Origin of the sequence: Lactiplantibacillus paraplantarum (genome assembly GCF_003641145.1) — a bacterium.
Lineage (GTDB): Bacteria > Bacillota > Bacilli > Lactobacillales > Lactobacillaceae > Lactiplantibacillus > Lactiplantibacillus paraplantarum.
Genome location: NZ_CP032744.1, coordinates 1,496,982 through 1,523,771, shown reverse-complemented (window position 1 = coordinate 1,523,771; position 26,790 = coordinate 1,496,982). Strand labels below are relative to the sequence as shown.

Genomic DNA, 26,790 nt, shown 5'->3' with positions numbered 1-26,790 from the left:
GAGTGAGCTTAATGCAATTATATACAGATGCCGCGACCACACCCGATAATCAGCGTAGTGCCGCGGGAATCTTAATTATTGATCAGGGCCAACAACACCAGTTCAAACAGGTCTTGCCAGACAGTGATAATCATACCGCAGAATTTCTAGCCGCGATTGCTGGCTTTAAAACTTTATTAGATTCTTATGGTCCCCAAGTCAGTGTCTTCTTCTATACTGACAGTCAGATTGTCGCCGAAAGTGTCGCCAAGGGTTACAGTAAAACCTTCAGCGTTGAACTAGCGACCTTACTGCACTTACAAGATCAGTGTCAATTAGTAATCACCCAGTGGATTGCCGAAAGTGATAATCATGGCGCGCATCAATTAGCACAACAAGGCTTACATCTTAGCGACTAATCAGCCGGGGCCAAATAAGTTTCAATTGGTCGTTGATACTGGTCCCAGTCATGGGCACCAGTTTGAACATAATCGGCTAACAACTTACCAATCATGGGTCCTGTTGTTAACCCAGATGAACCTAACCCGCTAGCTACCAAAATATGTGGGTTATCCGGAATGGGACCGAAAAATGGCGCAAAATCACGCGTGTAGGCACGCGTACCCACTTTTACCTGCGTAATTTGATCCTTAGTCAGGTTGGCATCAAGCTTGAGCCCGCTAGCAAAGAGATCATCTTCAACCAGACTTGAAACCTGCAAATCATAGCCCTGATCATTTTCGTGCGTCGCCCCAACGACCAATTTGCTGCGCGTAAAGGGAATAAAGTCTCGTTCACCTTCAGGCATGAGCACTGGCACATCGTCAGCCCAGGTCTCAGGCAGCTGCATTTCAATCAGCTGCCCTTTTTGTGGCCGAACATCAGCAACGATTTTCATCGGCAACAATAGCGGCTTCAGCCACGCCCCGACTGCTAAAATCAACGTGTCATAGCTTTGCTGACCATTAACCGTCAATAGTTGGCCCTGGTCACCTAAACGAACCTTACCTTTATGACGGACCAGGTTCCGCTTTTCAGCGTATTTCAGTAAATTATGTGCAAACTTATCGCCATCGACCCGCGCACCACCACTCACAAACACACCGGGTTGGGGCGCCGTTAGCAGTGGAATCCGTTCTTGGACTTCTTCAGCAGTTAATTTCTCAATCGTTCCCATCTGGGGGGCCGCTTGCCGGCGCTTTAGAGCTAAATCGTATAGCGCCTGCTGCTCATCTGGATCGGCACGGGTCACAATCGTTCCTGCTTGTTGATAAACAGAATAGCCCATTTGCGTGTCCGCAACAATTTCCGGATACAAAGCAGCCCCGGCCTTAGCGAGCTGATACCAACGCTGATTACGACGTTTGGATAACCAGGGTGAAATAATCCCCGCTGAATTCTTAGTCGCTTGACCAATACCTTCATCATAAATCGTGACGTTCAAGTCAGGGTCTTGACTTAAATAATACGCCGTGACGGCCCCAACAATCCCACTACCAATAATCGTTACTTGTTTTTGCATTTTCCAACGCCTCCACAACCAATCTGCTTTCATTTTAGCATACTCAGATTTATTGCGGGCAGATGATTCCGTTAGATTCAAGTGCGTCGGTCGCTAGATGGGGCAACCGCAAGTTTTGGAGATGCCAATCGACAGATTCAATTGTTAGTAAACCACGATTGGGCTAATTCAGTACCAAGCTAAAGTGCTTAATAGTTGTTGCCGGACAAAATCTTCATTCGTCCAGTGTAAATAATGTTGCCCCGGCGCATGAACGAGTTGCCCAAGTTGAGACCACGATGATTGCTGATACGCCGTAAAGCGTTTGTCAGTGACTAAAACTCGGATTGGTATCGCCATGACCTGATTTTCAGCAACTTCAAGCTCGCTTACCAATTGCGGTAACCACTGCGCCTCGGTTAAAATACTCGGGTTCGCGTAAGCAGCTAAATCGATACGGGCATTTTTTTCACGTTCTGCCATTGAATTCAAAGGATTGACCGTTGCCAGAACTTGATGAAGCGTCAGTTTTTGTCGTTGTTGGGCTAATTTTGGGTAGTTTTCAATAAACGGTCGAACGCTCGCGAGGAGTTGCGACGCCATTGCAATATCGGGCGGCTCAATCAATACTAAGCCGCACACACTGTCCAAATGCTGTTGGGCGTATAAAAACGCGTAACTGGCACCCAAACTATGACCAATCAGCAATAACTTTGTCACGTGTTCATGGTGAACTACGTCCTCAAGATTGGCTAAAATATTAGAGGTAGTGCGAACCATCTGATTATGAATACTGCGTCCCACCCCAATCGTGTCAATGGCCAACAGCCCTACTTGACTTGGCAGTTGTGCCATTAAATGCTTGAAATTATAATCAGTTGCATCCCACCCAAATGCTGGTAACCAGAGTAACGTCGGCTGTTGTGGTGCCGCTGGTCGGTACTGATAATCCACTTGACCGAGCTTTGTCATTAATTGACTCATGGTATGGCCCCCTATCATCTCGTAAATCACAGTTAGTACCAATTGATAACCAGCACAAAAAAGTTAATTAGCCTAATGTGTGCATTGGGCACCAACTTACAAGCCTTTCTGTCGAGCTAAATGATAATTCATTAGTCCGCAAACGGCTTTCCAAAACATCCGCAATTTGACCTATTTTAACGATCAGTCCTGCCTAGTTTACCCCCAAATTGATCATCAGTTGTTGATCATAGACAGCTTGGTTAAATCAACTGACAATTAAAAAAATTTCAAGATTTAAATAATCGTCACACTTTGACCACATTTTCGTTTTACACTTATTAATACGCACGACTATATTGTTTTAAAGGACTTTTGCCATGTTAGTTATTGTTTGGATTCTTTTAGTTTTATTGTTAGGGCTCATGATTTGGTTAGGATACCGCAACTTGCAACATCCGGTCATTCAGCCAGATAAACCCTTGTCGCCGCGCGCACAGTACCAATTGCAACATCAAGTGCGACAATCCGTGACCAACCAGGCGCCACGATTAAAGTGGTTATATTATGGAGTGGCGGCTTGCTGGTGGCTTGGTGTTCTTAGTGTGTTAGTAAGTTGCTACTTGGTCAGTACGAAATTGACGCTATTGATTTTTCCAATTCGTAGCGTTGTGACAAGTATCGTCTTAATGGTCATTGGCATCATCTTGTTAATGATTCCTGCCTTAGTGTGGCCGACGCAAAGTTATGATTATTTGATCGGTCATTCGCATCAAGAACACCGCTGGCAATTAGCCGATACCGCAACGTTTGAACGTTACCGCCGGTTTCAAATCTGGTTGGTCTTGGCTTTAGATAGCTTCATCCTAATTGGCTGGATCAGTTGGGCTTACCGGGTCAGTACCGTTCCCATGGTCACCATTGAGTACTTGTTGATGGTGGCGGCAATCGCCGTACCAGTTGTGGCATTGATCACGCTGTTAGCACAATTGCCATACTTACATCAAAACCGATACTTGATTCCGATCAGTGGCCGGTTTGGTACTCAGCATTATCATGCCAATCGAGCACTTGTGCAACAACAACCAGACTTAAAAGCGCGGCTGATTATCGTTAACGTTGTTCGCGTTATTGGTTACGCCCTTGGGTTATATGCCTTATGGTTGTTATATGCCAATATTATTGCGCCCGCCTTTACAGTCGATACTAGTATCGTTTATCCGGCTGCGGCGTTCGCCATCATTGGGCTGCTGATTGTTTTGACGGCTGGCGGCGTTTGGCTCCCCCGATTCTACGATTATTTGCAATTATTGGATAGCAAAACCGTAACCTTCAAGCTGGCCGGGAGTGACCGTTTTCGTCGATTCCGTTTCCATTTGTATTACTTCAAGTTATCATTTAGTATTTTATGGATCGTTATCTGGGCATTGATTATTGGTTATATTTATTACTTCGGCTAGTACACGATTATAACGCGTAAAATGGCACTCAGAATTAAATCTGAGTGCCATTTTTAATCACAATTTTACGAATGATTTGCGTACGTCACTGCTAAGCGTAATCAGCTGCGACGTACGCAGCGCCCATCAGGCTATAACAATAATTATACTTCAACCTCATTGCGTTTTAAAAAGCGCAACAAATTCAGCTTGCTCCCCAGCCGTTTCAAACGCTTGCTTGGACAGTGTCGTCACCTGCCGATTATTGAGCCACAACACTTGGTAATCTGTAAAAGCATGCAGGTCGCGAACATCATGGGTAATCAGCAAGTAGGTCCGCTCAGGATGGGCCTGCATGACCTGAAACAACAATTGCACGTTTTCCCGATCAACCGCTGCTGTTGGTTCATCCAAAACAATCAATTCGCGCTCAACTTGTAAGAACAGTAATAACTGGACTAATTTACGTTGACCGCCAGAAAGCTGACCATAATGTTGATCCCACAGTGGCGCCAAGAATTGATAAGCTTGGGTATCAATAAGTTGTTGGAGCTGTTCAGTTGTCAATCGTAGTCGTCCGTGCTCGATGCCCAAAACCAGTTGGGCAACGTCCCGCACACGAATTGACGACAATAGTGGTAATTGTTGATTCAAATAGATAGCCGCTTTAGGAAGATCTAACACACCTTTCGCAGGCCGTAGCCCAGTGATAATATCAGCTAAGGTCGTTTTACCAGCGCCATTTTGACCGATTAAAAAGTTGACTCCCGGACTTTTCAATTGAAAGCTCACATCCTTGAAGAATGGGCTACCTGTTTTTGAAAATTGGTATGTTAAGTGCGCCACACGCATCATTATAACCCCTCCGTTGGTAAAATCTTTAAATGGCGATAGCTGAATAATCCAATGGCCACTAGCACGACCAGACTTAATAGATAAGTCATGATAAAGTGGCTAACGGGAGCAACACTGATCATCGCAAAAACGTTGTTGACTAGATAAATCGGGCTAATCAGGTTAAGCAATAGGTTGCTGGCAGGCACTGCCAGCAGATTGCTCACCATGAAAGTTCCCAGAATCACGATCAGTGACAACGCGTTCATGACTGTATCGACTGTCTTGCGTCGGAGTGCTAAGGCAATTAAGGGTAAACTATAACAAGTGACCGGCAGATACACGAGCAATAAAGTTAACCACAAGCGACCAAGCAAGGGGAAAAACGCTAACTTGAAAGTTACACTGCTCAGCACTGCCACTAAGAGCAAAGTCATTATGATTATGCCCAAGTTAACCAAAGCTTGGCTAACAATAAAGACTGCAGGGCTCACGACCAAGGTTCGATATTGTTTAAGGTACCCTTGTTCACGAAGAGTCGCCACAGTACCGGCAGTCATCAGACAATTGGAGAAAATCATCCAACCAATATAAGGCATAACTTGATTAACATAGACTGTCAGTGATAAAGGTCTAAAAAGAGCACTGCTGACATTCAGCACTAAAAACACGAGTGGTAAGCAGATCGTGTAAATTAACACCCCCGGAGTATCGCGAATCACTTTAAAAAAATACTGCGTGTAGATTCCCACTTGGACCCCATATTTATGCATCATCGTCACACTCCTTTTGATAATCTAATCATTTTATTATATATTTATCATTATACAAAAAGCAAATATTCTTTTGCTGCTACTGTTAGTATGGCAGTTTTGCTAAGCGATTCGATACTATCATTCTAAATAAAATAAGTTTACAATGAGAAGGATTTTCACGAAAGAAGGTTTCATTTATGATTCGAGCGGTTCAAATTACTGATGCCCCTACGATTCAGAAATTAAACGCTGACCAACTAAACTATGACTATCCCTTAATAAGTACGACTCAAAACTTAGCTCGCTTGCTGGCACAACCAGAGCGGCATATCTTGCTGGCAGCGACCAGCACCGATGATCGACAAGTTCTCGGCTATGTCCACGCTGAAGTTTATTTAGAAACCTATGGTCCAGCGCTATTCAATATACTGGCACTCGCCGTTAGCACTACTGTACAACATCGAGGCGTTGGTCGAGCCTTGATGACCGCATTGGCACAACAAGCACGGCTTTATCACGTCGCTGGTATTCGATTAAATTCTGGTATCGAACGTCAAGGCGCCCACCAATTTTATCAGCAAATTGGTTACACCGCGACTAAGCTTCAAAAACGTTTTTTCTTGGACCTCGAGTTTGACCAATCACCGACTGAATAAACTTACTCCCAACTCATTATGTTTTGATGCTCACCAATAGCCTGACAACATCAACTACAACCCCGCTGACTACCTGTTGTGGTTCGCAGTTGTTGGACTAATTTATAACAATTATTAGTTTAAAAATGACTAAACGTCACCGTTTGAGCCTGCGCATCAATCCGGACATCCGCCCCCAACGGCGTACTGATCATCGGGACGGTATGGCAACTATCGTAGTCGTAAATAATCGGCAGCACTTGGCGTTCACCCAGTACCTCTTGTAAGATATCGATCGGTAAACGCCCACTACCTTTATCATCGTACAGGGCGTGCTTGCCCAAGATAATGCCACTGACCTGATCAAAAACACCAGCTAATGCCAACATCGCAAAATTCTTTTCCAACGTTGCTGCGTTTTTCTCCGCATCTTCAATAAACAAGAGCTCGTTACCAGTTAATACTGGGAAATAGGTGGAATTAAAAAAACCGTACATCGTATTTAAGTTACCGCCAATTAGACGGCCAGTCAGAACAGGTGCCGCCGTGTAATGCCAGGCATTCGTATACATTCGCTTCGGATGATCAAACGTTTCCCAATTGACCGCTTCATCTGTCCACTGCGCCGGTGCCTGTTCCGTCACAGTCTGCCCGGGCGCTGCCTGATAGACTGCAAGAAAGTTTTGCCAGGTAGCCATAACAATGTCTTGCTCAAACGCACCTAATGAGGCGACCAGCGCTGGTCCGTAGATCAAACGACAATTAGGCGCGTGCGTCTGGACCGCCAATAAAACGGCCGTGGCATCCGAATAGCCGACGATCGTTTTGGGATGCTGATTGAGATAGTCGTAATCTAACAACGTTAATACCGAGTTCGCATTTGTACCACCAATCGTTGCCATCAAGACATCCAGTGAATCATCATGAATTAACGCGTTAATTTCAGCCGCTCGTTTTTTGATAGAACCAGCGCGGTAACTATCCCGCTGACCAGTCAAGTTACCAGCAACTAGCACGACGCCTTGAGTCGCCAAAAACTGGCGTGCCCGGGCATAACGTTTTGGTGACAACGCTGTAATTGGCGTTGATGCTGAAAAATAACCAATTTTCATTACTTTCGCCTCATTAAATTAAGATTAGAATTAGTGTAGCACTTTTTAATCTTAATTAACATTTAATCTAAAAAACGACTTTCAGCTAATAGCCTGCTGAAAGTCGTTTTAGGATCTAACGGTCACTCAATTCAGTTTTGAACACCCCAGTTGCGTTATTGGGTAACAACGTTTGAGCGGTTGGCTGAAACGTAATTTCCTTTATTCGTCAAATAATAACGTGAACCACCTGACCGGGAGTAAACCTTCGTTACTTTAATACGATTGCCGGCAGCGTGGTACGCATGTCGATTAGACTTCACAAAATTAGAAGATTTGTACGTATAGAGTCCAACCTTCGTCTTGATCCAGCCACTGGCAGGTACGGATTCATAGTACCAATGATCAGATTTGGAGACCTTCGCCGTGATATAACCACCACTCACCTTAATTCGATAGAAATTCCCACTTTTAACCAATTTACCGCTGTAGATGCCACCCTTTTTCAAGGTTTTACCCGTTGAGGTTGTCAAATTAACATCTTTGAATAAAGTGCTCTTTTCACGAAGTTGATATAATCCATGTTGGCCGACCCAATAGCCGGTGACGTCCTGTGATAAGACCCATTTATTTAGACCACTTAAGTAAACCAGCTGTTTGGAACGACTCTTAGTGACTGACTTGGTCGCTGTAACCTTGTAGTATTTTTTCTTAGCGCTACTGGGAACTTTCGTGCCGTCATAATAGCTCGACGCCCCATTATTGAGGTACACATGTTGTCCCTTCGTATAACTACTGTAAGCATACGTCGTACTAGTGGAACTAGTGGCCGATGATGCCGAAGTCCCGGAAGTCCACCAGCTTAACGGGTGGTATGTCGTCACGGAAGCACTATCATACAAACTGTTATCAACATATTGACCTAGTGACGATAAATAATAGCTGCTCGAATATTGCCACAGTGAAAATGATACCGTTGGTTTAGAAGAATAGTTTGCGATCCACTGGGCATCAAAACTTTGCCGCGCCGTGTTGGCGTATGTGGTTGCAAATGACTGGTACGAATAAAAGATCAACTTCTTGCTCGTTAACGACCGCATTTCGGTATACCAAGCCTTGACCGCCGCGTTAGCTGCCGTACTCCCCATGGAAGTCGTTTCAAAATCTAGAACGTAGAATTTAGTATTCTTATTTGCACGTTGATAGAACTTATCTGCCTCGGCTTTGGCAGTCGCGGTACTCGTAAAGGTCGCATAGTCGTAGGACCCGAACGGCACACCATATTTCACATAGAGACTCTCATTAGAGGTGTGATACAAATCCTCATAACTACTCCCATACTGCACCCGGTTAATCACAAAATCCGCTTGGCTCTTCAGACTTTGAACCTCAGTACTCGTTAACTGACCCTGCCACTCTGAGATATCCGGCACCGCCGCGTGCGCCTGAACGACCCCGACACCACCTAAAAAACAACCTAATAGTAACAACATTAGTCGCCACTTTGCTCGTATGACCAAATCATTCGCCTTCCCATCATTAGTTTGATATGTACGTTTACTGCACATCTTATCCTACCGATAAAATGTGCAGATAAGTTTTCAAACTGATTGCAGTCGTTTTACGATTTGTTTACATTATAAACTAACACTGGAAAGTGCGATTTACTAACCTAACGATTCATGCGGAAACTTTTCTAAACGATAAAGTCCTTCATCATCCGGATACGTTTCTCCAGGCTTAAGCTGATACCCGAAATGCTGGTAAAATTTACGGGCAGTCACGGACGCTGGAATTTCAACACGGTGTGCTCGCCCGAAATAGGGGTCCTGTTCAAGCGTCTGGATGATCTGCCGACCGCCACCCATTCCCTGAATTCCCGGATCAACAAAAATCGTGAATAGACTGTATTCACCGGGGCGTCCCCAATATGAACCAATCGCCCCCGTTGCGACTAACTGATGTTGACAATAGCCGACATAAAAATGCGTCATTGCCGCTTTTTGGCATAACCAAGTCGGTGTCAACTGATTTATTAACTGATACAAGTATTCTTCAGAATAGTCTGCTCGATTACTGGTCAATAAAGTGTGAGCAATCATGGCAGCAGCGGCCGGTGCATCTGTCACTTGAAAGCGTCTAATTTGCAATTTCATATTACCACTCCTTTCAAAGAACGTGCCCAATGGTCGATGGCTGATCAATGGGTATTAAACCACGGTTCTAAAACCTTCAAAGTCGCCTGATCAAAATCAACAGCCGCTTGGGCGCCATATGGTAGTGCTGTTCGAGGAAAAGCGTGACCAAAATTAACATTGTAGAGAATTGGTAAATTCAAGTCGGTTGTCTCATCAATCAGGATGTTTCGATACTCCTGATAATAATGTTCATTCTGTGGCTTGCCAACAATGACAGCGACAACGTTAGTCAAGATCTTGGCTTGACGGATTCGCTGGAGCATGCGCCTAAATAAATCAGGCCGAGGTTGTTCATCGCTAGTTTCAATGAACAAGATTTTCCCCCGCCAAGCAGTTGCTCGTGGTATCAAATTAAACTGCGCGGCAACTTGTTGTTCATCGGGATAACGAGTCGTAGTCAACAGATCATAGAAACTATCCAAACAACCGCCTAGCAACTGTCCTTGTACCACACCGTGACCACGTAGCACTTCGTAATGGTAGGCTTCAACGTGACGCACCCGTGAGGTCTCTAAGGCTGCCTCACTGAAATCTGTGCGTTCGTCATACCACACAGGACTACTATTGATAACCATCTGTTGGGAAACTTCAAAGTAGCGTTGCCAAGTATCAGCAGTATACGGCAACATCGTCGGTCCCAGTTCAGCTAGATCACTTAAAAAATTGGGACCATAAAAAGTTTGTAAGCCAAGCTGATAAAACATCAAATGGTTAACTGTCGTGTCCGAAAAACCCGTAAAAAGCTTCGGCGATTGACGAACGGCCGTCTTAAATTCGAGATCGCTCATCAAAAATGGTAACGTCCGGTAAGTATCATCTCCACCGATTGCTGCAATGATCCCACGAATGTTAGGGTCTAAAAAAGCCTGCTTTAAATCAGCAGCTCGCAGTTCTGGGTGTTGTTTTAAGACAGCCCGGCCTTTTAACGTATTGGGCATCATTACTGGGACAAGTCCCAGTTGTTGCAGCCGCTTTAAACCTTGGTTCAACTGATGTCGCCGCGCAGCTTCGCCGAGAGTGCCACTTGAAAGACTGACCACGGCGACATGATCTCCTTGATGCAATGGAGCCGGTTTTAACATTTGACCATCTCCAATTTTTATTTGAAATTAATTTTATCATCAATCTTTAACTTTTTGAATACTCACCATCAATTTTTCGCTTAATTCAGATAATTAGCCACTACTAAAAAAAGCCACTTGATCGTTTTTAACCCGATTAAGTAGCCCATTAACTTTATTGCCGCCACACTTCAATTTCAATTCGCCAAGTATTGTTGGCCACCGTTCAGACCGCATTTTAATCATTAAGTTCATGGTAGGGATAATGATGCTTGGTTGTCGTTTGATACTCCCGTAAATCATCAATATATCCTGCAGAGTTGAAATGAACTGCCGACAGACCATCAAATTGGGTTACTTGCTCCGTAACTGCCGTAAAAGTCCACTGAACAAAAATCATCTTATCAGTCGCTGACCACAACCGCTGAATCGACCACGTTGTGACCCGCTGAATAGTTAATTGGTGTTCGATCCAAGCCTGAATTTCTGCTAATGACAAATATGCTGGTCCATAGCATTCTTGGTAATAACAATCGACCGCAAAAATCATCGGTAGTGCTTCAAAGTTGCGCGTCACCCACATCTTAAAATATTGCTGAATTTTTAATTGCCGCGCCTGTGTTAATTCCAGATTAATTTCCGTCATTTGTTCGCCTTCCCAGTTATTGACACTATTTTCATACTATACTAATTATTATTAGCATGGACCAGATAGCATTCAGAAGTCGTCTAGCATCGCCCTCACTTTGCGATATTATCATCTTAATCATAGTTTAAAATTAAGTTTCCAGATCTATTAGTTGTATTCAGCAACGACTTCTGTCACAGTTAATTTGATGAAAATATTAATAAAGTGAGTCTAAAATCATGATCAATGTTACTAAACAATATCTCCAAGATATCCCTATATTGGAAGTTACAGCTGCTAAGCATTCAAGTCAACCCTTGCCGCTAGTTGTCTTTTATCACGGTTGGCAATCCAACAAAGAACTCGTCTTGACCCAAGCTCGCAAACTGGCCCGCAAAAATTTGCGCGTCGCACTTCCCGATGCTATTAATCATGGAGAACGTCATCAGACCGTCAGTCAGATTCCCTCCTTTACTTTTTGGAATAGTATCCAAGGAAACCTGGCGGAATTCGATGCAATTATCGACCACTATCAACAAAAAGGGCTAATCTTAAATCAGCAGATTGGTGTTGGTGGCTACTCGATGGGCGGTATGACAACGAGTGCTTTATTGACGCACCATCCCGAAATCAAAGCCGCCACGATTATCATGGGAACACCTAATCTTAACGCATATGCCCAGTTAGTTCGCCAGCATGCGACTGCTCACCATCTGTACATTCCAGATGACTTAGCTCTACTGACCAGTTGGCTGGACCACTATGATCTCAATATGCAACCAGAAACAATCGACCATCGTCCCATCTTATTTTGGCACGGCACTGAGGACGAACGGATTCCCTACACACAAGCGCGTGATTTCTTTGATCGTGTTCATACGGCATCTTACGCTGAACAAGTGGCCTTTATCACAGGTTATCGGGCCACACACTTAGTTAAGGTGCCATTGATGAATAAAATTGCTAATTTTTTTGATTATTATCTAAATTAGTCGTTTAATCTGATAATCACAATCAACTGCCTAACTTGTCATCGTTATCAGCTTAAAAATGGGTATTTAATCGACAAATCCGATTAAATACCCACTTTTAAGTGTCCCATATTGAGTATCAACTATCATCAAATACACGCTGGATGGTCACTAGCTTTGATGGCTGTTGATGCCGTTGTCACAATCATTGAATCCATCATTGTCATAAAAAATCCTAATGAAGTGAATGCTAATAACCACCCCGCCAGTAGTTGCTAATCTTTTATTTTTCCACTCCATAATCATTTATTCAGACCCACACTAGCTGAATGAGTATGATATACCGTTCTAATCAGATTTAGCTATCATTATGTTCAAAATGAATTATGACAACGAGCGTGACTTATTTATTCCGTCCGGGCTGGCCGAATTCGCTTACCCCAGTATTGGAAATAGTCCGTCCGTAAGGCGCCGTTATAGAGTTTACGCCGTTTCGTGGCTTTTTGCCCGTAAAAGTCTTCAAACTCTAAATCGCTCGTTAGGATATACTTACTCCAACTCGGCAACTTACTATAGACCTGGCCCATCTGCCGGTAGAGAATCCGAACACTATCCCGGTCGCTTAACCGTTCCCCATATGGCGGGTTAGCGACTAGGACCCCGTTGATCTTATCAGTTGTAAAGTCCTTAACGGCCAATTGCTTAAAGTTGATATCGTGAAGCAGCCCCGCCTCACGTGCATTCAACTTAGCAATATCGATCATCTTGCCGTCAATATCATACCCGCTAATATCTAGTTCAGTATCGTAATCGGCTAAACTATCCGCTTCGTCCCGAAGCTGCTGGCTAAGTCCAGCGGGCACCCAGTCCCATTTTTCACACGCAAACGCGCGGTTGAAACCGGGCGCAATGTTACGTGCCAATAATGCCGCTTCGATTGGAATGGTCCCTGAACCACACACGGGATCAACAAATGGGTTATCTGGATACCACTTAGCTAGCATGACTAAGGCTGCGGCCATATTCTCTTTTAACGGTGCGCCTCCTTTTTCGACCCGATAACCTCGCTTGAACAAGCTTGAGCCAGTCGTGTCTAACGTTAACAAGACGTGATCCTTGTTGATTGCCACTTCTAACGGGAATAGCGCACCCGTTTCTGGCAAATGCCCGTTACGATGGTACGTGTCTGCTAACTGGTTCACAATCGCCTTTTTTACGATTGATTGAACGTCTGGGACACTGTGGAGCTTAGAATTGCGTGACTTACCTTCCACTGGAAATTCGGCATCCATCGGCAATAACTGGTCCCATGGTAAAGCCAAAGTCTTTTCAAACAGTTCATCGAACGTATAAGCGTTAAATTCACCGACAATGATCTTGATACGGTCAGCTGTCCGTAACCATAAGTTGGTCCGCAAAATGTCTTTGATCGTTCCGTTAAAGCGTACTCGGCCATTTTCGGTTTGGACTTGGTAACCCAAATCTCGTAACTCGCGGCCCACTAACGCTTCAATCCCACTAGCGGCGGTGGCAATTAGTCTAAATTCTTGCATAGTTTCCTCCTGCGATGTCTGTTATTCAGACATCTCTTGTTGATTAAGTTATTTCCCACTAAACTGGCTTCCTCACCTAGTTTAGCATAAGTTGCTAGTTTGCTAACTGATCGAATAAAAAAACTGGAACAAAAGCGAACTTTTGTCCCAGTCTCCTGTCTAAATGTAAATTCCTGTAGGCCATGTTTTGTACCTAGTCAAAGTACAGGGTCTGTTAACTAGGCGGTAATCATCTATCTCGAGATTACTAATCTCCCCCCACATTTAGTTCAATTCCTTATGTGAAGCGCCCCTACCGTAGTTTGGGTTGCCCGCTCGTGGGGTTTACCGCGTTCCAACTCAACCGTTTCCAGTTGAGTATCGTCACTGTGGCACTTTTCAGGGATACTCGGGCATAGCCGAAACCTTAGCCGTTTTTCCCGCCGTTACCGATAAATCGGTACCCCGGCTTATTTTTTCACCGAGCACGAACACTACAAGCATCGCAGCTTGTGCGAGCATGGACCTTCCTCAGCCGACATCAGCCGACCGCGATTACCCAGAATTTACATCGAATCACAATTATAGACGGTGTGATTCATTTTGATTATTATCTAATTGGGCACCAAAAACATGGCGTTCCAAGTTAGACAAACGTTTCAGAATATCCATATTCGTCACCGTACTAGTCGGTTGTGAAGATGGACTGGTGGCGCCGACAGCAACTTGCTTAGTAAGCTCGTCAACCTTGGCCCGCAACCGTTCGTTTTCATCTGAAAGTTGTTGGTTATCTTTAGTAAATGACTCATAGTCCTTAATGACATTATCTAAAAAGCCATCCACGTCGGCAGGATCATAACCCCGCATCTTTGGCTTAAACTCTTTTTGAAGGATGTCTTTGGGAGTAAAATTACGTTTAGCCATATTTAAAAACACCTCATTGTTATTCGCGCGATACCCATTCGGCATCCGCATTACTTAAAACATTGTAGCAGACTTTATTCAAAATTAAAACCATTATTCTGTTTTTCTGCATATTCATTAGCACTTTCCTGTAACCAATCGAAGTCGATCAAGGTTAACGGGTACGGATGAGTGTCACTAAAATTCTTAATCAAATCGTAGTCATATGTTGGTTTTCCAGGGTTATCTGGATCATACACTAAGGTCGCCGCATCCGTATGCGTTACCATGAATTCTTGATAATTTTTTAATTGTTGCGGATTTTCATACGGCTGCTTACTAACGGGGGCGTGAAAGTCGACCTGGGCTAATAGAGTCTGCAACTTAGCTTGATTATTTTCGTTCCAACGCCCACCAAATTCACCGTATGGTAGCATAATTGCCACCTTCAATTCAGGATACGTTTTTTTAAGGACCAACCCCACTTCAGCGGCCCATTGTTCGATTCCTAGCTGACCACCCGTGATTAGCCAGTCCATGCCATCTTCAATCTGGGTCGTCAAGTAATTAGTTAACGCAAATTTAATAACTTTTAGTTTATCATCTTGATCACCAAAGACGTTCAACTCATAACTCCGGTAGCCACTAAGCCACAACCGACTCATAAAAAAGTCTCCTTTCTATCACTAAATCGGTCTAAAACAGTTAAAAACTCACAGATATTTCACATTCCCCATTAGTTAATGGTAAAATGTAACATTATTAGGAGGTTGATTAATGTGACGATTCGCTATCCAAACGGTCAAGTTTATCGCCAACCCGGCCCAACTAAATCGAAAGCTTCCAAATTTGCCAATGTCAATTTTGGCGATCGTGGGATGAGCTTGGAACAAGAAATCAATGATAGTAACGCCTATTATCTTGAAAATGATATCGCAGTTATTCATAAAAAGCCAACGCCCATTCAGATCGTTAAGGTCGATTATCCCAAACGAAGCGCCGCTGTAATTCGTGAAGCTTATTTCAAACAAGCTTCTACTACTGATTATAACGGTGTTTATCGCGGCAAGTATTTGGATTTTGAGGCCAAGGAGACCAAGAACAAAACGGCCTTTCCACTTAAGAACTTTCATGAGCACCAAATCAAGCATATGCGCCAATGCTTAGCTCAAAGTGGAATTTGTTTTGTCATTATTCGGTTTGCGACTCTGGGGCGCCTATTTATGTTGACAGCTAGCGACTTATTTACTTATTGGGACCACCAAGGAGATGGTGGCCGCAAATCAATTCCACTGACGGATATTGAACACTTAGCTGTGGAGCTACATTATCAAATCAATCCACGCATTCCCTACTTGGATGCAATTGATCATATTATTGATGAGATCTCATCAATTCATTAAAGGAGAACATCATGGCAGGTAACAATGAACAGAATTCACGGGTTGCTCGTAAAAAAAGTCAGCCTAAACCACCGAAGAAACACTGGTTCCGGCGGATTATTTTATCTTTAGCTGCGCTGTTTGTCATCGGGGTACTAGCCGGCTTAGGACTTTTCTTCTACTATGCCCAGACGGCACCGACGATTAAACAGAGTAATCTTGTTGATACTAGCGCCGTTAAGATTTACGACAAGAATGACGATTACTTGACCACTTTAGGGTCTAACAATCGGGAGTATGTTAAGTCTAACAATATCCCGACCGCTTTAAAAAATGCGGTCGTCTCAATCGAAGACCGCCGCTTCTACAAACATAAGGGGGTCGATTATTACCGGATTCTAGGGGCTGCTGTTGGTAACTTAAAAGGTAGTTCACTCGGAATGCAAGGTGGGAGTACCTTGACAATGCAACTTGTTAAACTCGCTGTCTTCTCCACAAGCACTTCGGATCGAAACTTAAAAGTTAAAGCACAGGAAGCCTGGCTAGCGCTTAATCTTGAAAAGCACTACAGCAAATCCCAAATTCTGGAATTTTACATTAATAAGGTCTATATGGGTAACGGGATTTATGGTATGGGGACTGCCGCTAAGTACTACTACGGTAAGTCGTTAAAAGATCTCAGTCTTAGTCAACTCGCATTGCTCGCAGGAATGCCGCAATCACCAACCTATTACGACCCAACGACTTACCCATCATACGCAACTAGCCGCCGTAATCTTGTCCTGGAAGCGATGTACGATAACAAAGTCATCACCAAGAGTCAAGAAACTGCCGCTGAAAAAGTCAGTGTCAAGACGGGCTTAACTAGTTCGGGACGCGCAAGTCTGACGAAGCATGAAAAGACGAATAAAATCTTGGATGCTTACCTGAACGAAGTCCGTCAAGACCTTCTCAAAAAGGGTTATAAATTAACCGATGGCGAGAAAGTTTATACGAACATTGACATGGACGCTCAGAAACGGCTTTATGACATTGCCAACACATCTCAATATGTCAACTATCCTAATAATGGGAAACAGACTTTCCAATTAGGGGTGTCGGTGGTTGATTCTTACACTGGCAAGGTTTCAGCCATGATTGGTGGTCGTAAGATCGGTAATGTCACGTACGGGACCAACCGAGCTGTCTGGACATCACGTTCAAACGCATCAACGATGAAACCGATTCTCGATTATGGGCCGGCCATTGAATATTTAAATTGGCCAACTTACAAATCATTGTCCGATACGAAGTACAAGTATCCCGGGACTAATATTTCCGTACATGACTTTGACAATAACTACTTGGGCAATATGACCATGCGTGAAGCACTGGTTCAATCCAGAAATATTCCTGCAATTCGCGCCTTACAAACTGTTGGTAAAAGCCGTGCCAAAACCTTTGCCAATGGCCTGGGAATGAACCTCAAAACCGTGAACTATGCTAACGGGATCGGTGCTGGTGTTTCTACCTTACAAGTAGCCGGCGCCTATGCAGCCTTTGCCGACGGTGGTGTTTATCACAAACCGTACTATATCCGCAAAGTTACTACTGCGGAAGGTGTTACAACTTCATATACCAGTACCGGTAAGCGGGCTATGAAGAAATCGACGGCGTACATGATTACTGATATGCTCAAAGGTGTTATCAACAGCGCTACTGGGACGGCAACAACTGCTAAAATCAGTGGTGTTTATCAAGCTGGTAAGACTGGTACTGACAACTATGCTTCTCAGTATAAAAACAAAGTACCATCCGATGCCGTCGTTGATTCATGGATGGCCGGTTACACGAAGAACTATTCGGTCGCCGTTTGGACTGGTTATGATAAGTCCACCGAAGCTGGTGGTTACCTAGATACCTCCAACGAGAAAATTTCACAACAAATTTACCGAGCAATGATGAATTACCTGCAACAGTACTCACCAAATTCCGATTGGACCAAACCAAGTTCCGTCGGTACAACGAAAAAGAATGGTATCGAAGAGCTTTACGTTGTCGGTCACCTCTTCTCCAGTAGTGAGGCCTCATCAGGAACATCGAGCTCAGCTAGTTCAAGTTCAACTACCACTCGTAGTTCTAGCACTAGTGCCGAAGCAAGTAGTAGCAGTTCTGAAAGTAGCAGTAGTAGTTCGGAAGCCGCTTCCTCCTCAAGTAGCGAAGAAAGCTCATCTTCTGAGTCTAGTGCCGAAAGTAGTAGTAGCTCCGAAGTTAGTTCGAGTTCTGAGGCAAGTTCCGAGGCCGCTTCATCGGAAACACCGACCGCTGATACGAATAATAACACTGAAGAACAATAATTGAATATTGAATATTAAAGAGATCACTGGATAACTTTCAGTGATCTCTTTTTTGTGTACCGCTTTACTAAATTAACACGCAAAATTTACATAAACTAAACTCAAAATCAACGTTACCAAGCTGATTTACCACTACAATACAAAGTAACTTAATAAACTGAACTAATTAATGAAGACAAAGGAGCTGCTTATTGTGGTTGCCATTAAGTTACATGAATTATCTAAAAGTTATCAACATCCGGTGATCAATCAACTCAATCTAACAATTCCTGACCAGCAAATCACGGCTTTGATTGGTCCGTCTGGCTCCGGCAAATCAACACTGCTAAACATGATTGCTGGTCTAACGACACCTGACAGTGGTCAAATCTCATTTGATGATCAGCCGATTTTTGACGCCGCTACCCATTTCAACCAACCACCAGCTCAGCGCCATCTGGCCATGGTTTTTCAAGATTTTGCCCTATGGCCTCACATGACAGCTCAAGAAAACATCGCTTTTGCTTTAGAAAAACACCTGACCAAACCCGAATTGGTCGCACAAGTCAACTGGGCGCTTGAACAAGTAAGCCTAATCGATTACCGTCAACGCTATCCGCATGAGCTTTCGGGTGGACAGCAGCAACGCGTCGCCCTTGCACGGGCCATTGCAACCCAACCGGATTTAGTCTTATTTGACGAAGCCTTGAGTGCCCTGGACCCCGAATTACGTACCCGACTTCAATTGGAAATCCGAACGTTGATTCACGACCACCAGCTAACCGCAATTTTCGTCACTCATGATCGACAAGAAGCTCTGCGTATGGCCGACCATATTGTATTACTCCGAGCAGGCCAATTGGTGCAAGCTGGAACAGCAGCACAGCTTTATCAGCAGCCTCAGTCCCAATTCGCGGCCAGCTTTATGGGTACCCTCAACCAGATTGACGCGCACCAGGCCATTCGACCAGAACATGTTGTGGTGAGTCGGCCTAATATCACACGACCGACTTACCAAGGTATCGTCCGTAGCTCAACTTTTATGGGTGATCACTTTGATACTTGCGTTCAAGTCAACAATTACGACTGGCATGTTAAAACTGAGCTACCTTATTCGCCCGCACCGATAACACTATCAATTAATCCCCACCAAATTTTAACCTATTAGGAGTCGATCTAAATGTCTAAAATGGCTATTATCACGTTATCTACCCTAGGAATACTGGCACTCGGTACCACACTTTATGCAAATGCATCCAAAGAAAAAGCTTTGACAGCGAACGCTCAAAAAACTAACCAACAAGTTTTGACCGTTTATGCAGCTGGCCCCAAACCACTGTCTGACCAAATCATCAAAGGGTTTGAAACCCAAACCGGAATCAAAGTTAAAAGTTTTGACGGTACCACCGGCAAAATTTTGAGTAAAGTCAAAGCTGAACAGGCAAATCCACAAGCTGACGTGCTGATTTTAGCCTCGATGGCCGCCGGTGCTGATTTGCAAAAAAAAGGTCAGCTACTAACTTATCAAGCCAGCCATGCCAAGCGGTTGAACTCCAAATTCAAAGATAATAACCACCAACTATTCAATTATAGTGCTTCTGCAGTCGGGATTACGTACAACACCCAACAGATCAAGACCGCCCCGACAGATTGGCCTGACTTGACGACGAACCCCTATCACAATCAAGTGACTATTCCAGACCCCCAAACATCTGGTTCTAGTCTGGACTTCATCAATGCCTATCAAATGAAGTCTGGAACTAAGCTACTCAAAGCCCTTCAAGAAAACGGCGCCGATATCGGGGGTGCTAATAAAGAAGCTCTCGATGCCGTCATCACTGGCCAAAAAGTTGCCGTCTTTGGTGGGGTTGATTACATGAGTCTAACAGCGATTAAGAAAGGCGAAAAGATCGGTTTCGTCTATCCCAAGAGCGGGACTTTAGTCAACCCACGACCAGCAATGATTTTAAAAACTAGTCGCCACCAAGCCGCTGCCAAACAATTTGTGGACTACCTCCTATCAGCTAAAGTTCAAAGACAAATTCAAAAAGGTAACTTAATTCCAGGTACCACTGTCAACTTGACCGATCCACGCAATGGCAAAGCCATCAAAGCCTACACCGTCAATTGGGATAAAGCCAACGCTGCCCTGACCAAAAACGTTGTCGCATTCAATCAGGTTTTTAGCCGATGAGTAATCGTCAAGTCCGCTTGTCCTTATCAATCATCATCAGTTGCTTGTTGGCAACTCTGATTATCGGCCCCTTAGTCGCCCTGATTGGTCAAACCCTAGTCGGTCAATCACCAAGCCAGCTATGGGCACAACTGACGCAGCCAACCAACCGTGTGAGCATTCAACACAGTCTGTTCCTCAGTGGGGGCACGGTCGTCGGGACGACCCTGCTGGCCACCCCTTTGGCATGGATCATGACGCACACCCGTTTAACAAAGCTCTCCTGGCTGCATTGGCTCTTGTTAGTGCCATTCATGACACCACCATATATTAACGCGATGGGCTGGTTATATTTTTTCCAACCGCACGGATTACTGGCCCAGCTCAATCCGAGTTGGCACCACCAATTTCAGTGGTTATTTTCGCCATTTGGGATGGTCGTTATCATGAGTCTGCACTTGTATCCCGTGGCATACTTAGGCTTACGCGCAGCCCTCATGCAGTTCAACCAGCGCTGGCTTCAAGCGGCCGAAGTTCACGGGGTCAACACTTGGCAACGACTAGTGCGAATCACATTACCAATCATGTTAGTCCCATACTTAGCTGTATGGATTTTAGTCTTTACCAAAACCTTGGCTGAATTTGGAACACCAGCCACCTTTGGTCGGAGCATTCACTTCGAAGTTCTGACGACTACGATTCAAAAGGACCTCAGCCAGTGGCCCTTAGATTTCCAAAATGGCGTGCTCACCGGCACCCTGCTGCTGACAATTGCCCTGATGGCCTGGGGTACCCAGCAATGGTTGCTACGCCGGCCGGCTGTTAAGTTCCCCGGACAACGATCAGCATTGCAATATCGGCAGCTTGGCGTAACGACATTAGCAGGCACTTTCGTTACAATCATCATCAGTATTGCCATTGTGCTACCATACAGTGCAATTGTCTTGCAGTCACTGCTCAAACAGCGCAGTCTTGGTTGGAGCCCGTCCAATTTGACACTTGCACACTATATAGACCTCTTACGCTTTGATAGTCCTGCCTGGCAGGCCATTGTTACGACCGTGGGATTGGCATTACTGATTAGCAGTCTCAATGTGATCGTCGGCTTATTCTTAAGTGTTGGGAGTTTAACAAAGCGTTTTCCCAAGTGGCTGCGACAGTTGTGTCATACCTTAGGCGCATTGCCACTCGCAATTCCAAACGTCGTCTTAGCATTGAGCTTAATGATGCTCTTTTCACAGGTGCTGGCGTTCACTAAATTATACGGCACCCTAGCCATCCTCCTGATCGCGGATGTCACCTTATTTCTACCAACAACGGTGCAATACTTGACGACCGCTCTCAAGGCCTTTGATTCGAAATTGCTGGCCAGCGCGCGGATCTTCGAACCTAGTTTCGGCCGCATCATCCTAAAAATTGCACTTCCGATTCTATGGCCCGCACTACTCAACAGTTTTGTGATGGCTTTCATTGCGGCAAGTCGCGAACTAGTCGCTGCGCTATTGTTACTGCCTGCCGGTATGACGACTGTCTCAACATTTATCTATCAATCGTTCGAACAGGGAGAAGCGGCTGCCGGTATGGCCCTAGCAGTAGTGACGGTAGCATTTACTTTCATCGGGCTGATTGGCGTTAATCACCTGCAATCAGCTGCCAAGCCAGTACACCAGCCAAACTAGCGCCCAAACGGCATCAGTTGGCACTTAAACCGGTAACTGTGAGTACCGCAAGACGATTTTTTTCGTCATCGCCTGGCCCCTACTAAAAAAGCTGGTCGCACGAGCGTCAATGTTGACGTCGTGTGACCAGCTTTAATCATCACTTACAAGTTATTTAGAATCATCGGCCGAAACATCACCGGTTTGTTCAACCTCTTCAGCTTCGTCATTTGGCATATTAACCACGGTGACATTCGCCTCCGTATTACGAACGACATACGCAGTCGTTGAACCTAAGAATAAGCGAGAAATCGCATTAGTCCCTGAGCGACCAATCACGATCAAATCAATATTTTGAGCCTTAGGAACATCGACCGCAATTGTCACTTTGGGCACCCCAGTTTGCCGAATCGTTTCGGCGTGCAACTGGTGGGCCGCAACTTGATCCTGGGCCCGCTCCAGTAATTTCTTACTCTGGGCTTGATCAAAACTCATCATATCTGGCGCCGCACTCGTAAAAACATCCGGACTGTAGACGCCAAATCGATTAACATCGATGACATTCAATAAAAATAACTGGGAGTCAAAAACCTTAGCTAAGGCAATCGCGTGTTCAAGTGCATAATAAGCATTATCGGAACCATCTAATGGGACTAGGATTCGTTTATACATGGTTGAGACCTCCTGATAAGTTTAATGAGTTACAATATTTATTATCATAATCATAACTTATCTATAATCATTCAGCACCCAATATGCTTATTAATTGTCAAAATAAGATAGCGGTTTATTAACGTTAATCTTAGTACCGTAGTATTTTTGCTTGATATACTTTTGAATATCAGCCCGATGGTAAAGTTTAACTAATTTAAGATAGCTAGCACGATGCTCGTTCTTAGCAGCCGTCGCTAAGATATTGACATTATCCTTGGTACTCTTATTCAGACGCTCGTGAAAAATTGAATCCCGTAAAACGTGTAAATGTCCTTCCAAAGCAACCGTATTCGAGATCAAAACCGCATCGACACTTTTAATGATCCGGGGACCAGTAGTATCATCGATCTGTTTGAATTTCAGATGACGGGGATTGCTTGTAATATCCTTCACTGAACCTAAGACACCAAAATTAGCCGCCAGTTTGATTAAGCCCGCTTTTTGAAGCAGTAACAAGCCTCGCGAAGCTTGGGAGGGATTGTCAGCAATTGCAATCGTAGCACCGTCGGGAATTTCATCAATGCTTTGATACTTTTTGGAGTAGATTCCCATTGGTTCCAAATAAGTCGTTCCTAACGCCGCCAACTTGGCTTTGGGATTCTGCTGATTATACGTTTGGTAATATGACCAGGACTGAAAGGCATTCACATCAACGTTACCGTCCGCCGTGGCCTTGTTCAGCTGAACACCATCCGTGATTTGTTTAACCTTAATCGTTAAGCCCATCTTTTTGGCATCTTGGCTTTTAGCAATGTGCTGCCAGACTTCATAGTCCGACCCCATTGATCCGACCGTAATCGTGGCACTCTGTTGTGCATGGGCCGAATAGCTCGTTATTTCATGCAGTCCCACACAAATACCAACAATTGCAGCAATACCAATCAACCACCATGCTAATCGTTTCATCGGCTTATTCCTCCCTTTTTTAATGGTGCGAGACACGCTTGACGAGCCAGTCACCAAATAGCTGAACAGCGAATACCAAGACTAAAATAATGATCATAGCAACGAACGTTACGTCATTTTCAAACCGGGCATAACCAATACTAATTGCAATATCGCCTAGGCCGCCCGCACCAATCGCCCCGGCCATCGTCGTCAATCCAATTAGGCTAATAACTGTCACGATCGAAACCCGTATCAAATCAGGCAAACCTTCTTTCAAATAAACGCGAAAGATAATCGCAACGGGACTAGATCCCATCGACTGCGCGGCTTCGACAATTCCTTGGTCAACATCGAGTAACGCATTTTGAACTTGCCGGGCATAAAAAGGGAAAATACCAAAAACTAGTGGTACTAACGATGCCGTAGTTCCCACCGTTGTTCCGACTAAATAGCTGGTCAACGGCGAAATTACGGCCAACAGAATAATAAATGGCACCGATCGGAGTAAATTCGTTAACTTATCTAACACTTGATATGAGGGACCATCGGCTAAAATACCGTGGGGTTGCGTCACGACTAATAACACTCCTAGGCCTAATCCTAATATGCCTGCGACCAGTGCGGAGACTGCGGTCATATAGAGCGTCTCCAATGTCGCTTGAATAAATTCCGCTTTCATTTGCAAGACATTCGGAATTAATGTTGTCATTAGTCCACCATTCCCTTCACAACTTCTTCATTGATAATGCGCGTGTGTACCCCTTGAGCGGACATGTTAGTGACCGCCGCATTGAAGGCCGTCAAATCGCCCGTAATAACCGCGATCATGTCACCAACGTTTTGACCATCGATCTGGTCGATATTGGCAAACAAAATGTTAACATCGACCCCCAGCGTCTGCGATAACTGTGAGACAATTCCCTGCTTCGTCGATTGACCAACGAACTTGAACGCAATCAGTTCTTGGTCCGCTGCCAATTCATTCAATTTAATCGTTTTAGTGATTCGCTGAATGGCGGCCCGAACATTGGTAGACGTTTCCACAAAATCAACGGTCAGAGGTGCTTTTGGGGCCGTAAAGACGGCTGCAACGGGGCCCCGCTCAATAATCCGCCCATCGGCCATAACAGCGACATGGTGGCAAATACTCTTGATAACCTGCATTTCATGCGTAATGAGGACAATGGTAATCCCCAGCTCGCGATTAACTCGTTGTAACAACTCAAGAATTGCCGCCGTAGTCTTTGGATCAAGGGCACTAGTTGCTTCATCAGAAATCAAGATTTGCGGGTCGGTGACCAGTGCCCGTGCGATTGCCACCCGTTGTTTCTGCCCACCAGATAATTTATCTGGGTAGGTCTGCGCATAGTCCGTTAACCCAACTAGCTTCAGTAGCCGCAATGCTTTGGCGCGTCGGTCCTGTTTACTAATTTTTTGACCCAGTAATGGGTAAATAACGTTGCCCAGCACTGTCCGTGATTGCATCAAATTGAAGTGTTGAAAAATCATCCCAACGTGTTTCCGGGCTTGACGTAATGCAGCTGGCGATAGCGTTTGTAAAGCTTGATTGTTGACGACTACCTGGCCTGTCGTCGGTGGCTGCAATAAATTGATCACCCGCACCAAAGTACTCTTACCGGCACCAGAATAACCAATAATGCCATAAATATCACCCGTCTCGATCTGTAAATTGACATCTTGAACCGCGTGAACGACTTGGTGCCCGTCGTCAAACGTCACCGCAATGTCTTTTAAATCAATGACTGCCTCTGTCATAGTCTGCTTCCTCCCATTAAAAAACGCCCACCGTCTCTAATCTGATTATCAGATTAAGGACGAATGGACGTTTTCCGTGTTACCACCTTACTTCGAATGACCTTCACAGGCCACCGCACTTCAAGTACCGCCTTGAATTTCTTGGCGAGACTCTAACCGCATAACGGGCGTAACCGTCAACACTTAACCCCATCAGCTCAGTGTTGAAACTTGCATTATAAGACCATCTTCAACGTTGCGCAATGGCTACCTCGCACCAACCGGCAGTTCTCTGTGGCATTCCAACAACGGCTACTCATCTTAGACGTATTTATTAATATATTTACTTGGCTGTTTACAGTATTACGCTGTTTTAATGAGAAGTCAACATTTAATTATAACCATTCTCTAATTTAAAGCGATGTCCACTGATTTCGGTCTGATGATGTGCCCTACCAGTTTACCAGAACATGCAAATTTTGTTGGTCCTGTCAACCTCAACGTGCTGTGCCGATGACGTGAACAAACACCATTGATATGAAACAACGACTAACCCATCCCACAAAAAAGTGGTAACCACGCCTCACATAGGCAATCGCCACCACTTTATTTAAGATCATTTTCCCCCGACAAGCTTTTCAGCACAATGTTTAAGACTGGTCTTCACCTAATTTGAATAACGGAATCTTCGGACCGGCATTTTCACCCGTCTGGCGTTGTGGTTGGGGTGCCGAATTTAAACGTTGCTCGATGCTACGTTGGCGCTCTGCTTCTACTTGGGCGGCCGTTTTTAAGTTACGTTTCTGCCAATTCAACAGAATTCGGTCCATATACGTCAAGTTATAGACTTGTCGCAATACTGCTTCCCGCAATGCCAATTCGATAACTTCCGGTTCATAATGGTCTTCGTCGAACCACTTGCTAATACTTTCCATCTCAATCGGTGACAAATCGCGGCCAAATTCTGTTTGAATCGCTCGAAAAACTTTTTGCCGACTATTTTCAGTTGTCGCTTGTGAGGCTGCTTGATCAGTAGCCGGCTGCTTTTTGAGCGCAACTGCTAACTTATCATACAGGCCGTCAAAATTATAACGGTCATGAATCTTTTGGTCATCGGCCGTAATCGATTCAATCGTCAACAATTTTTTGGCCAACATTTCATGCAAGCGCTGAAAAACCGTGTTCGTCGATTCACCTAAACTCTTGGCAATTACCGCGGCATCTGGAAACTGGTTGCCTTGATCAATTAACCGTTTAAACTGCAAATAAACTAATAACTCATCGTTCGTGACCCCAATTTCGCGATAGTGGGTCAATAATGCGTTCGCAATGGTCGTTTGACCATCATTCACTAACGCGGCAGCTAAGGACTCCATCTCGTTATCATCCTTTCACTATTAAGAGCGTGAGACTAG

Annotated in this window: 26 protein-coding genes and 1 other RNA gene; 9 read left to right on the top strand and 18 right to left on the bottom strand. The window is 44.6% G+C overall.

Annotation, left to right across the window (positions count from 1 at the left end; translation table 11 throughout):
* Positions 1 to 11: 11 nt before the first annotated feature.
* The gene (locus LP667_RS07350) at positions 12 to 398 is read left to right on the top strand and encodes a ribonuclease HI family protein (protein WP_003640505.1); all 387 of its coding nucleotides are present in this window, start codon (positions 12 to 14) and stop codon (positions 396 to 398) included.
* Here LP667_RS07350 and LP667_RS07345 read toward each other — a convergent pair.
* Positions 395 to 1,501, bottom strand: a complete 1,107-nt coding sequence (locus tag LP667_RS07345; RefSeq protein WP_021731504.1) for an NAD(P)/FAD-dependent oxidoreductase — start codon at positions 1,499 to 1,501, stop codon at positions 395 to 397. The genes LP667_RS07350 and LP667_RS07345 overlap by 4 nt on opposite strands.
* A 168-nt stretch (positions 1,502 to 1,669) precedes the next feature.
* Positions 1,670 to 2,464: an alpha/beta hydrolase gene (locus LP667_RS07340; protein ID WP_021731503.1), complete on the bottom strand. Its 795-nt coding sequence runs from the start codon at positions 2,462 to 2,464 to the stop codon at positions 1,670 to 1,672.
* Positions 2,465 to 2,823: 359 nt separating this feature from the next.
* On the opposite strand from LP667_RS07340, the gene LP667_RS07335 reads away from it, so the two are divergent.
* A complete protein-coding gene (locus tag LP667_RS07335) occupies positions 2,824 to 3,903 on the top strand; it encodes a hypothetical protein (protein ID WP_056988292.1) in 1,080 nt (359 codons plus the stop codon).
* Positions 3,904 to 4,059: 156 nt separating this feature from the next.
* On the opposite strand, the gene LP667_RS07330 is transcribed toward LP667_RS07335, so the two are convergent.
* Both LP667_RS07330 and LP667_RS07325 read right to left on the bottom strand, forming a co-directional pair.
* On the bottom strand, positions 4,060 to 4,737 hold the full coding sequence (locus LP667_RS07330; protein ID WP_021731501.1) for an ATP-binding cassette domain-containing protein: 678 nt from the start codon (positions 4,735 to 4,737) through the stop codon (positions 4,060 to 4,062).
* The gene (locus LP667_RS07325) at positions 4,737 to 5,492 is read right to left on the bottom strand and encodes a hypothetical protein (RefSeq protein WP_021731500.1); all 756 of its coding nucleotides are present in this window, start codon (positions 5,490 to 5,492) and stop codon (positions 4,737 to 4,739) included. The genes LP667_RS07330 and LP667_RS07325 overlap by 1 nt, the downstream gene beginning before the upstream one ends.
* A gap of 176 nt (positions 5,493 to 5,668) precedes the next feature.
* Here LP667_RS07325 and LP667_RS07320 point away from each other — a divergent pair, with 176 nt between their 5' ends.
* On the top strand, positions 5,669 to 6,127 hold the full coding sequence (locus LP667_RS07320; RefSeq protein WP_021731499.1) for a GNAT family N-acetyltransferase: 459 nt from the start codon (positions 5,669 to 5,671) through the stop codon (positions 6,125 to 6,127).
* A 119-nt stretch (positions 6,128 to 6,246) separates the two neighbouring features.
* Here the strand turns inward: LP667_RS07320 and LP667_RS07315 are convergent, their stop codons facing one another.
* From LP667_RS07315 to LP667_RS07295, 5 genes are all read right to left on the bottom strand, one after another.
* Complete coding sequence (locus tag LP667_RS07315; protein WP_021731498.1) at positions 6,247 to 7,218, bottom strand: S66 family peptidase; 972 nt, start codon at positions 7,216 to 7,218, stop codon at positions 6,247 to 6,249.
* Positions 7,219 to 7,373: 155 nt separating this feature from the next.
* Complete coding sequence (locus LP667_RS07310; protein ID WP_033609462.1) at positions 7,374 to 8,717, bottom strand: GH25 family lysozyme; 1,344 nt, start codon at positions 8,715 to 8,717, stop codon at positions 7,374 to 7,376.
* Positions 8,718 to 8,864: 147 nt separating this feature from the next.
* Positions 8,865 to 9,353: a GNAT family N-acetyltransferase gene (locus tag LP667_RS07305; RefSeq protein ID WP_021731496.1), complete on the bottom strand. Its 489-nt coding sequence runs from the start codon at positions 9,351 to 9,353 to the stop codon at positions 8,865 to 8,867.
* Between the two features lie 44 nt (positions 9,354 to 9,397).
* Complete coding sequence (locus LP667_RS07300) at positions 9,398 to 10,477, bottom strand: S66 family peptidase (protein ID WP_021731495.1); 1,080 nt, start codon at positions 10,475 to 10,477, stop codon at positions 9,398 to 9,400.
* A 217-nt stretch (positions 10,478 to 10,694) separates the two neighbouring features.
* On the bottom strand, positions 10,695 to 11,102 hold the full coding sequence (locus tag LP667_RS07295) for a nuclear transport factor 2 family protein (RefSeq protein ID WP_021731493.1): 408 nt from the start codon (positions 11,100 to 11,102) through the stop codon (positions 10,695 to 10,697).
* A gap of 221 nt (positions 11,103 to 11,323) precedes the next feature.
* Here LP667_RS07295 and LP667_RS07290 point away from each other — a divergent pair, with 221 nt between their 5' ends.
* On the top strand, positions 11,324 to 12,076 hold the full coding sequence (locus tag LP667_RS07290) for an alpha/beta fold hydrolase (protein WP_021731492.1): 753 nt from the start codon (positions 11,324 to 11,326) through the stop codon (positions 12,074 to 12,076).
* Positions 12,077 to 12,462: 386 nt separating this feature from the next.
* On the opposite strand, the gene LP667_RS07285 is transcribed toward LP667_RS07290, so the two are convergent.
* From LP667_RS07285 to LP667_RS07270, 4 genes are all read right to left on the bottom strand, one after another.
* Entirely contained in the window at positions 12,463 to 13,608 is a 1,146-nt protein-coding gene (locus LP667_RS07285; protein ID WP_021731490.1) for a THUMP domain-containing class I SAM-dependent RNA methyltransferase, read from the bottom strand.
* 171 nt (positions 13,609 to 13,779) lie between these two features.
* Positions 13,780 to 14,154, bottom strand: an RNA gene (gene rnpB, locus LP667_RS07280) — RNase P RNA component class B.
* 15 nt (positions 14,155 to 14,169) lie between these two features.
* Complete coding sequence (gpsB, locus tag LP667_RS07275) at positions 14,170 to 14,511, bottom strand: cell division regulator GpsB (protein ID WP_003638751.1); 342 nt, start codon at positions 14,509 to 14,511, stop codon at positions 14,170 to 14,172.
* A 74-nt stretch (positions 14,512 to 14,585) separates the two neighbouring features.
* Positions 14,586 to 15,155, bottom strand: coding sequence for an SLOG family protein (locus LP667_RS07270; RefSeq protein ID WP_021731488.1), 570 nt, complete (start codon positions 15,153 to 15,155; stop codon positions 14,586 to 14,588).
* Between the two features lie 114 nt (positions 15,156 to 15,269).
* Between LP667_RS07270 and recU the strand changes: the two genes are divergently transcribed.
* From recU to LP667_RS07245, 5 genes are all read left to right on the top strand, one after another.
* Entirely contained in the window at positions 15,270 to 15,893 is a 624-nt protein-coding gene (gene recU, locus LP667_RS07265) for a Holliday junction resolvase RecU (protein ID WP_021731487.1), read from the top strand.
* Positions 15,894 to 15,904: 11 nt separating this feature from the next.
* The gene (locus LP667_RS07260) at positions 15,905 to 18,208 is read left to right on the top strand and encodes a transglycosylase domain-containing protein (RefSeq protein WP_021731486.1); all 2,304 of its coding nucleotides are present in this window, start codon (positions 15,905 to 15,907) and stop codon (positions 18,206 to 18,208) included.
* 193 nt (positions 18,209 to 18,401) lie between these two features.
* The gene (locus tag LP667_RS07255; protein ID WP_021731485.1) at positions 18,402 to 19,355 is read left to right on the top strand and encodes an ABC transporter ATP-binding protein; all 954 of its coding nucleotides are present in this window, start codon (positions 18,402 to 18,404) and stop codon (positions 19,353 to 19,355) included.
* A 12-nt stretch (positions 19,356 to 19,367) separates the two neighbouring features.
* Entirely contained in the window at positions 19,368 to 20,381 is a 1,014-nt protein-coding gene (locus LP667_RS07250; RefSeq protein WP_021731484.1) for an extracellular solute-binding protein, read from the top strand.
* The gene (locus LP667_RS07245; RefSeq protein WP_021731483.1) at positions 20,378 to 22,039 is read left to right on the top strand and encodes an ABC transporter permease; all 1,662 of its coding nucleotides are present in this window, start codon (positions 20,378 to 20,380) and stop codon (positions 22,037 to 22,039) included. Before LP667_RS07250 ends, LP667_RS07245 begins: the two co-directional genes overlap by 4 nt.
* 150 nt (positions 22,040 to 22,189) lie before the next feature.
* On the opposite strand, the gene LP667_RS07240 is transcribed toward LP667_RS07245, so the two are convergent.
* The 5 genes from LP667_RS07240 to LP667_RS07215 form a co-directional block, all read right to left on the bottom strand.
* Complete coding sequence (locus tag LP667_RS07240; RefSeq protein ID WP_003645081.1) at positions 22,190 to 22,690, bottom strand: universal stress protein; 501 nt, start codon at positions 22,688 to 22,690, stop codon at positions 22,190 to 22,192.
* Between the two features lie 90 nt (positions 22,691 to 22,780).
* Complete coding sequence (locus tag LP667_RS07235; RefSeq protein ID WP_021731482.1) at positions 22,781 to 23,638, bottom strand: MetQ/NlpA family ABC transporter substrate-binding protein; 858 nt, start codon at positions 23,636 to 23,638, stop codon at positions 22,781 to 22,783.
* A gap of 19 nt (positions 23,639 to 23,657) precedes the next feature.
* Complete coding sequence (locus LP667_RS07230) at positions 23,658 to 24,329, bottom strand: methionine ABC transporter permease (protein WP_021731481.1); 672 nt, start codon at positions 24,327 to 24,329, stop codon at positions 23,658 to 23,660.
* Complete coding sequence (locus LP667_RS07225; RefSeq protein WP_021731480.1) at positions 24,329 to 25,396, bottom strand: methionine ABC transporter ATP-binding protein; 1,068 nt, start codon at positions 25,394 to 25,396, stop codon at positions 24,329 to 24,331. Before LP667_RS07225 ends, LP667_RS07230 begins: the two co-directional genes overlap by 1 nt.
* Before the next feature lie 629 nt (positions 25,397 to 26,025).
* Entirely contained in the window at positions 26,026 to 26,751 is a 726-nt protein-coding gene (locus LP667_RS07215; protein ID WP_056988293.1) for a DnaD domain-containing protein, read from the bottom strand.
* Positions 26,752 to 26,790: the final 39 nt, after the last annotated feature.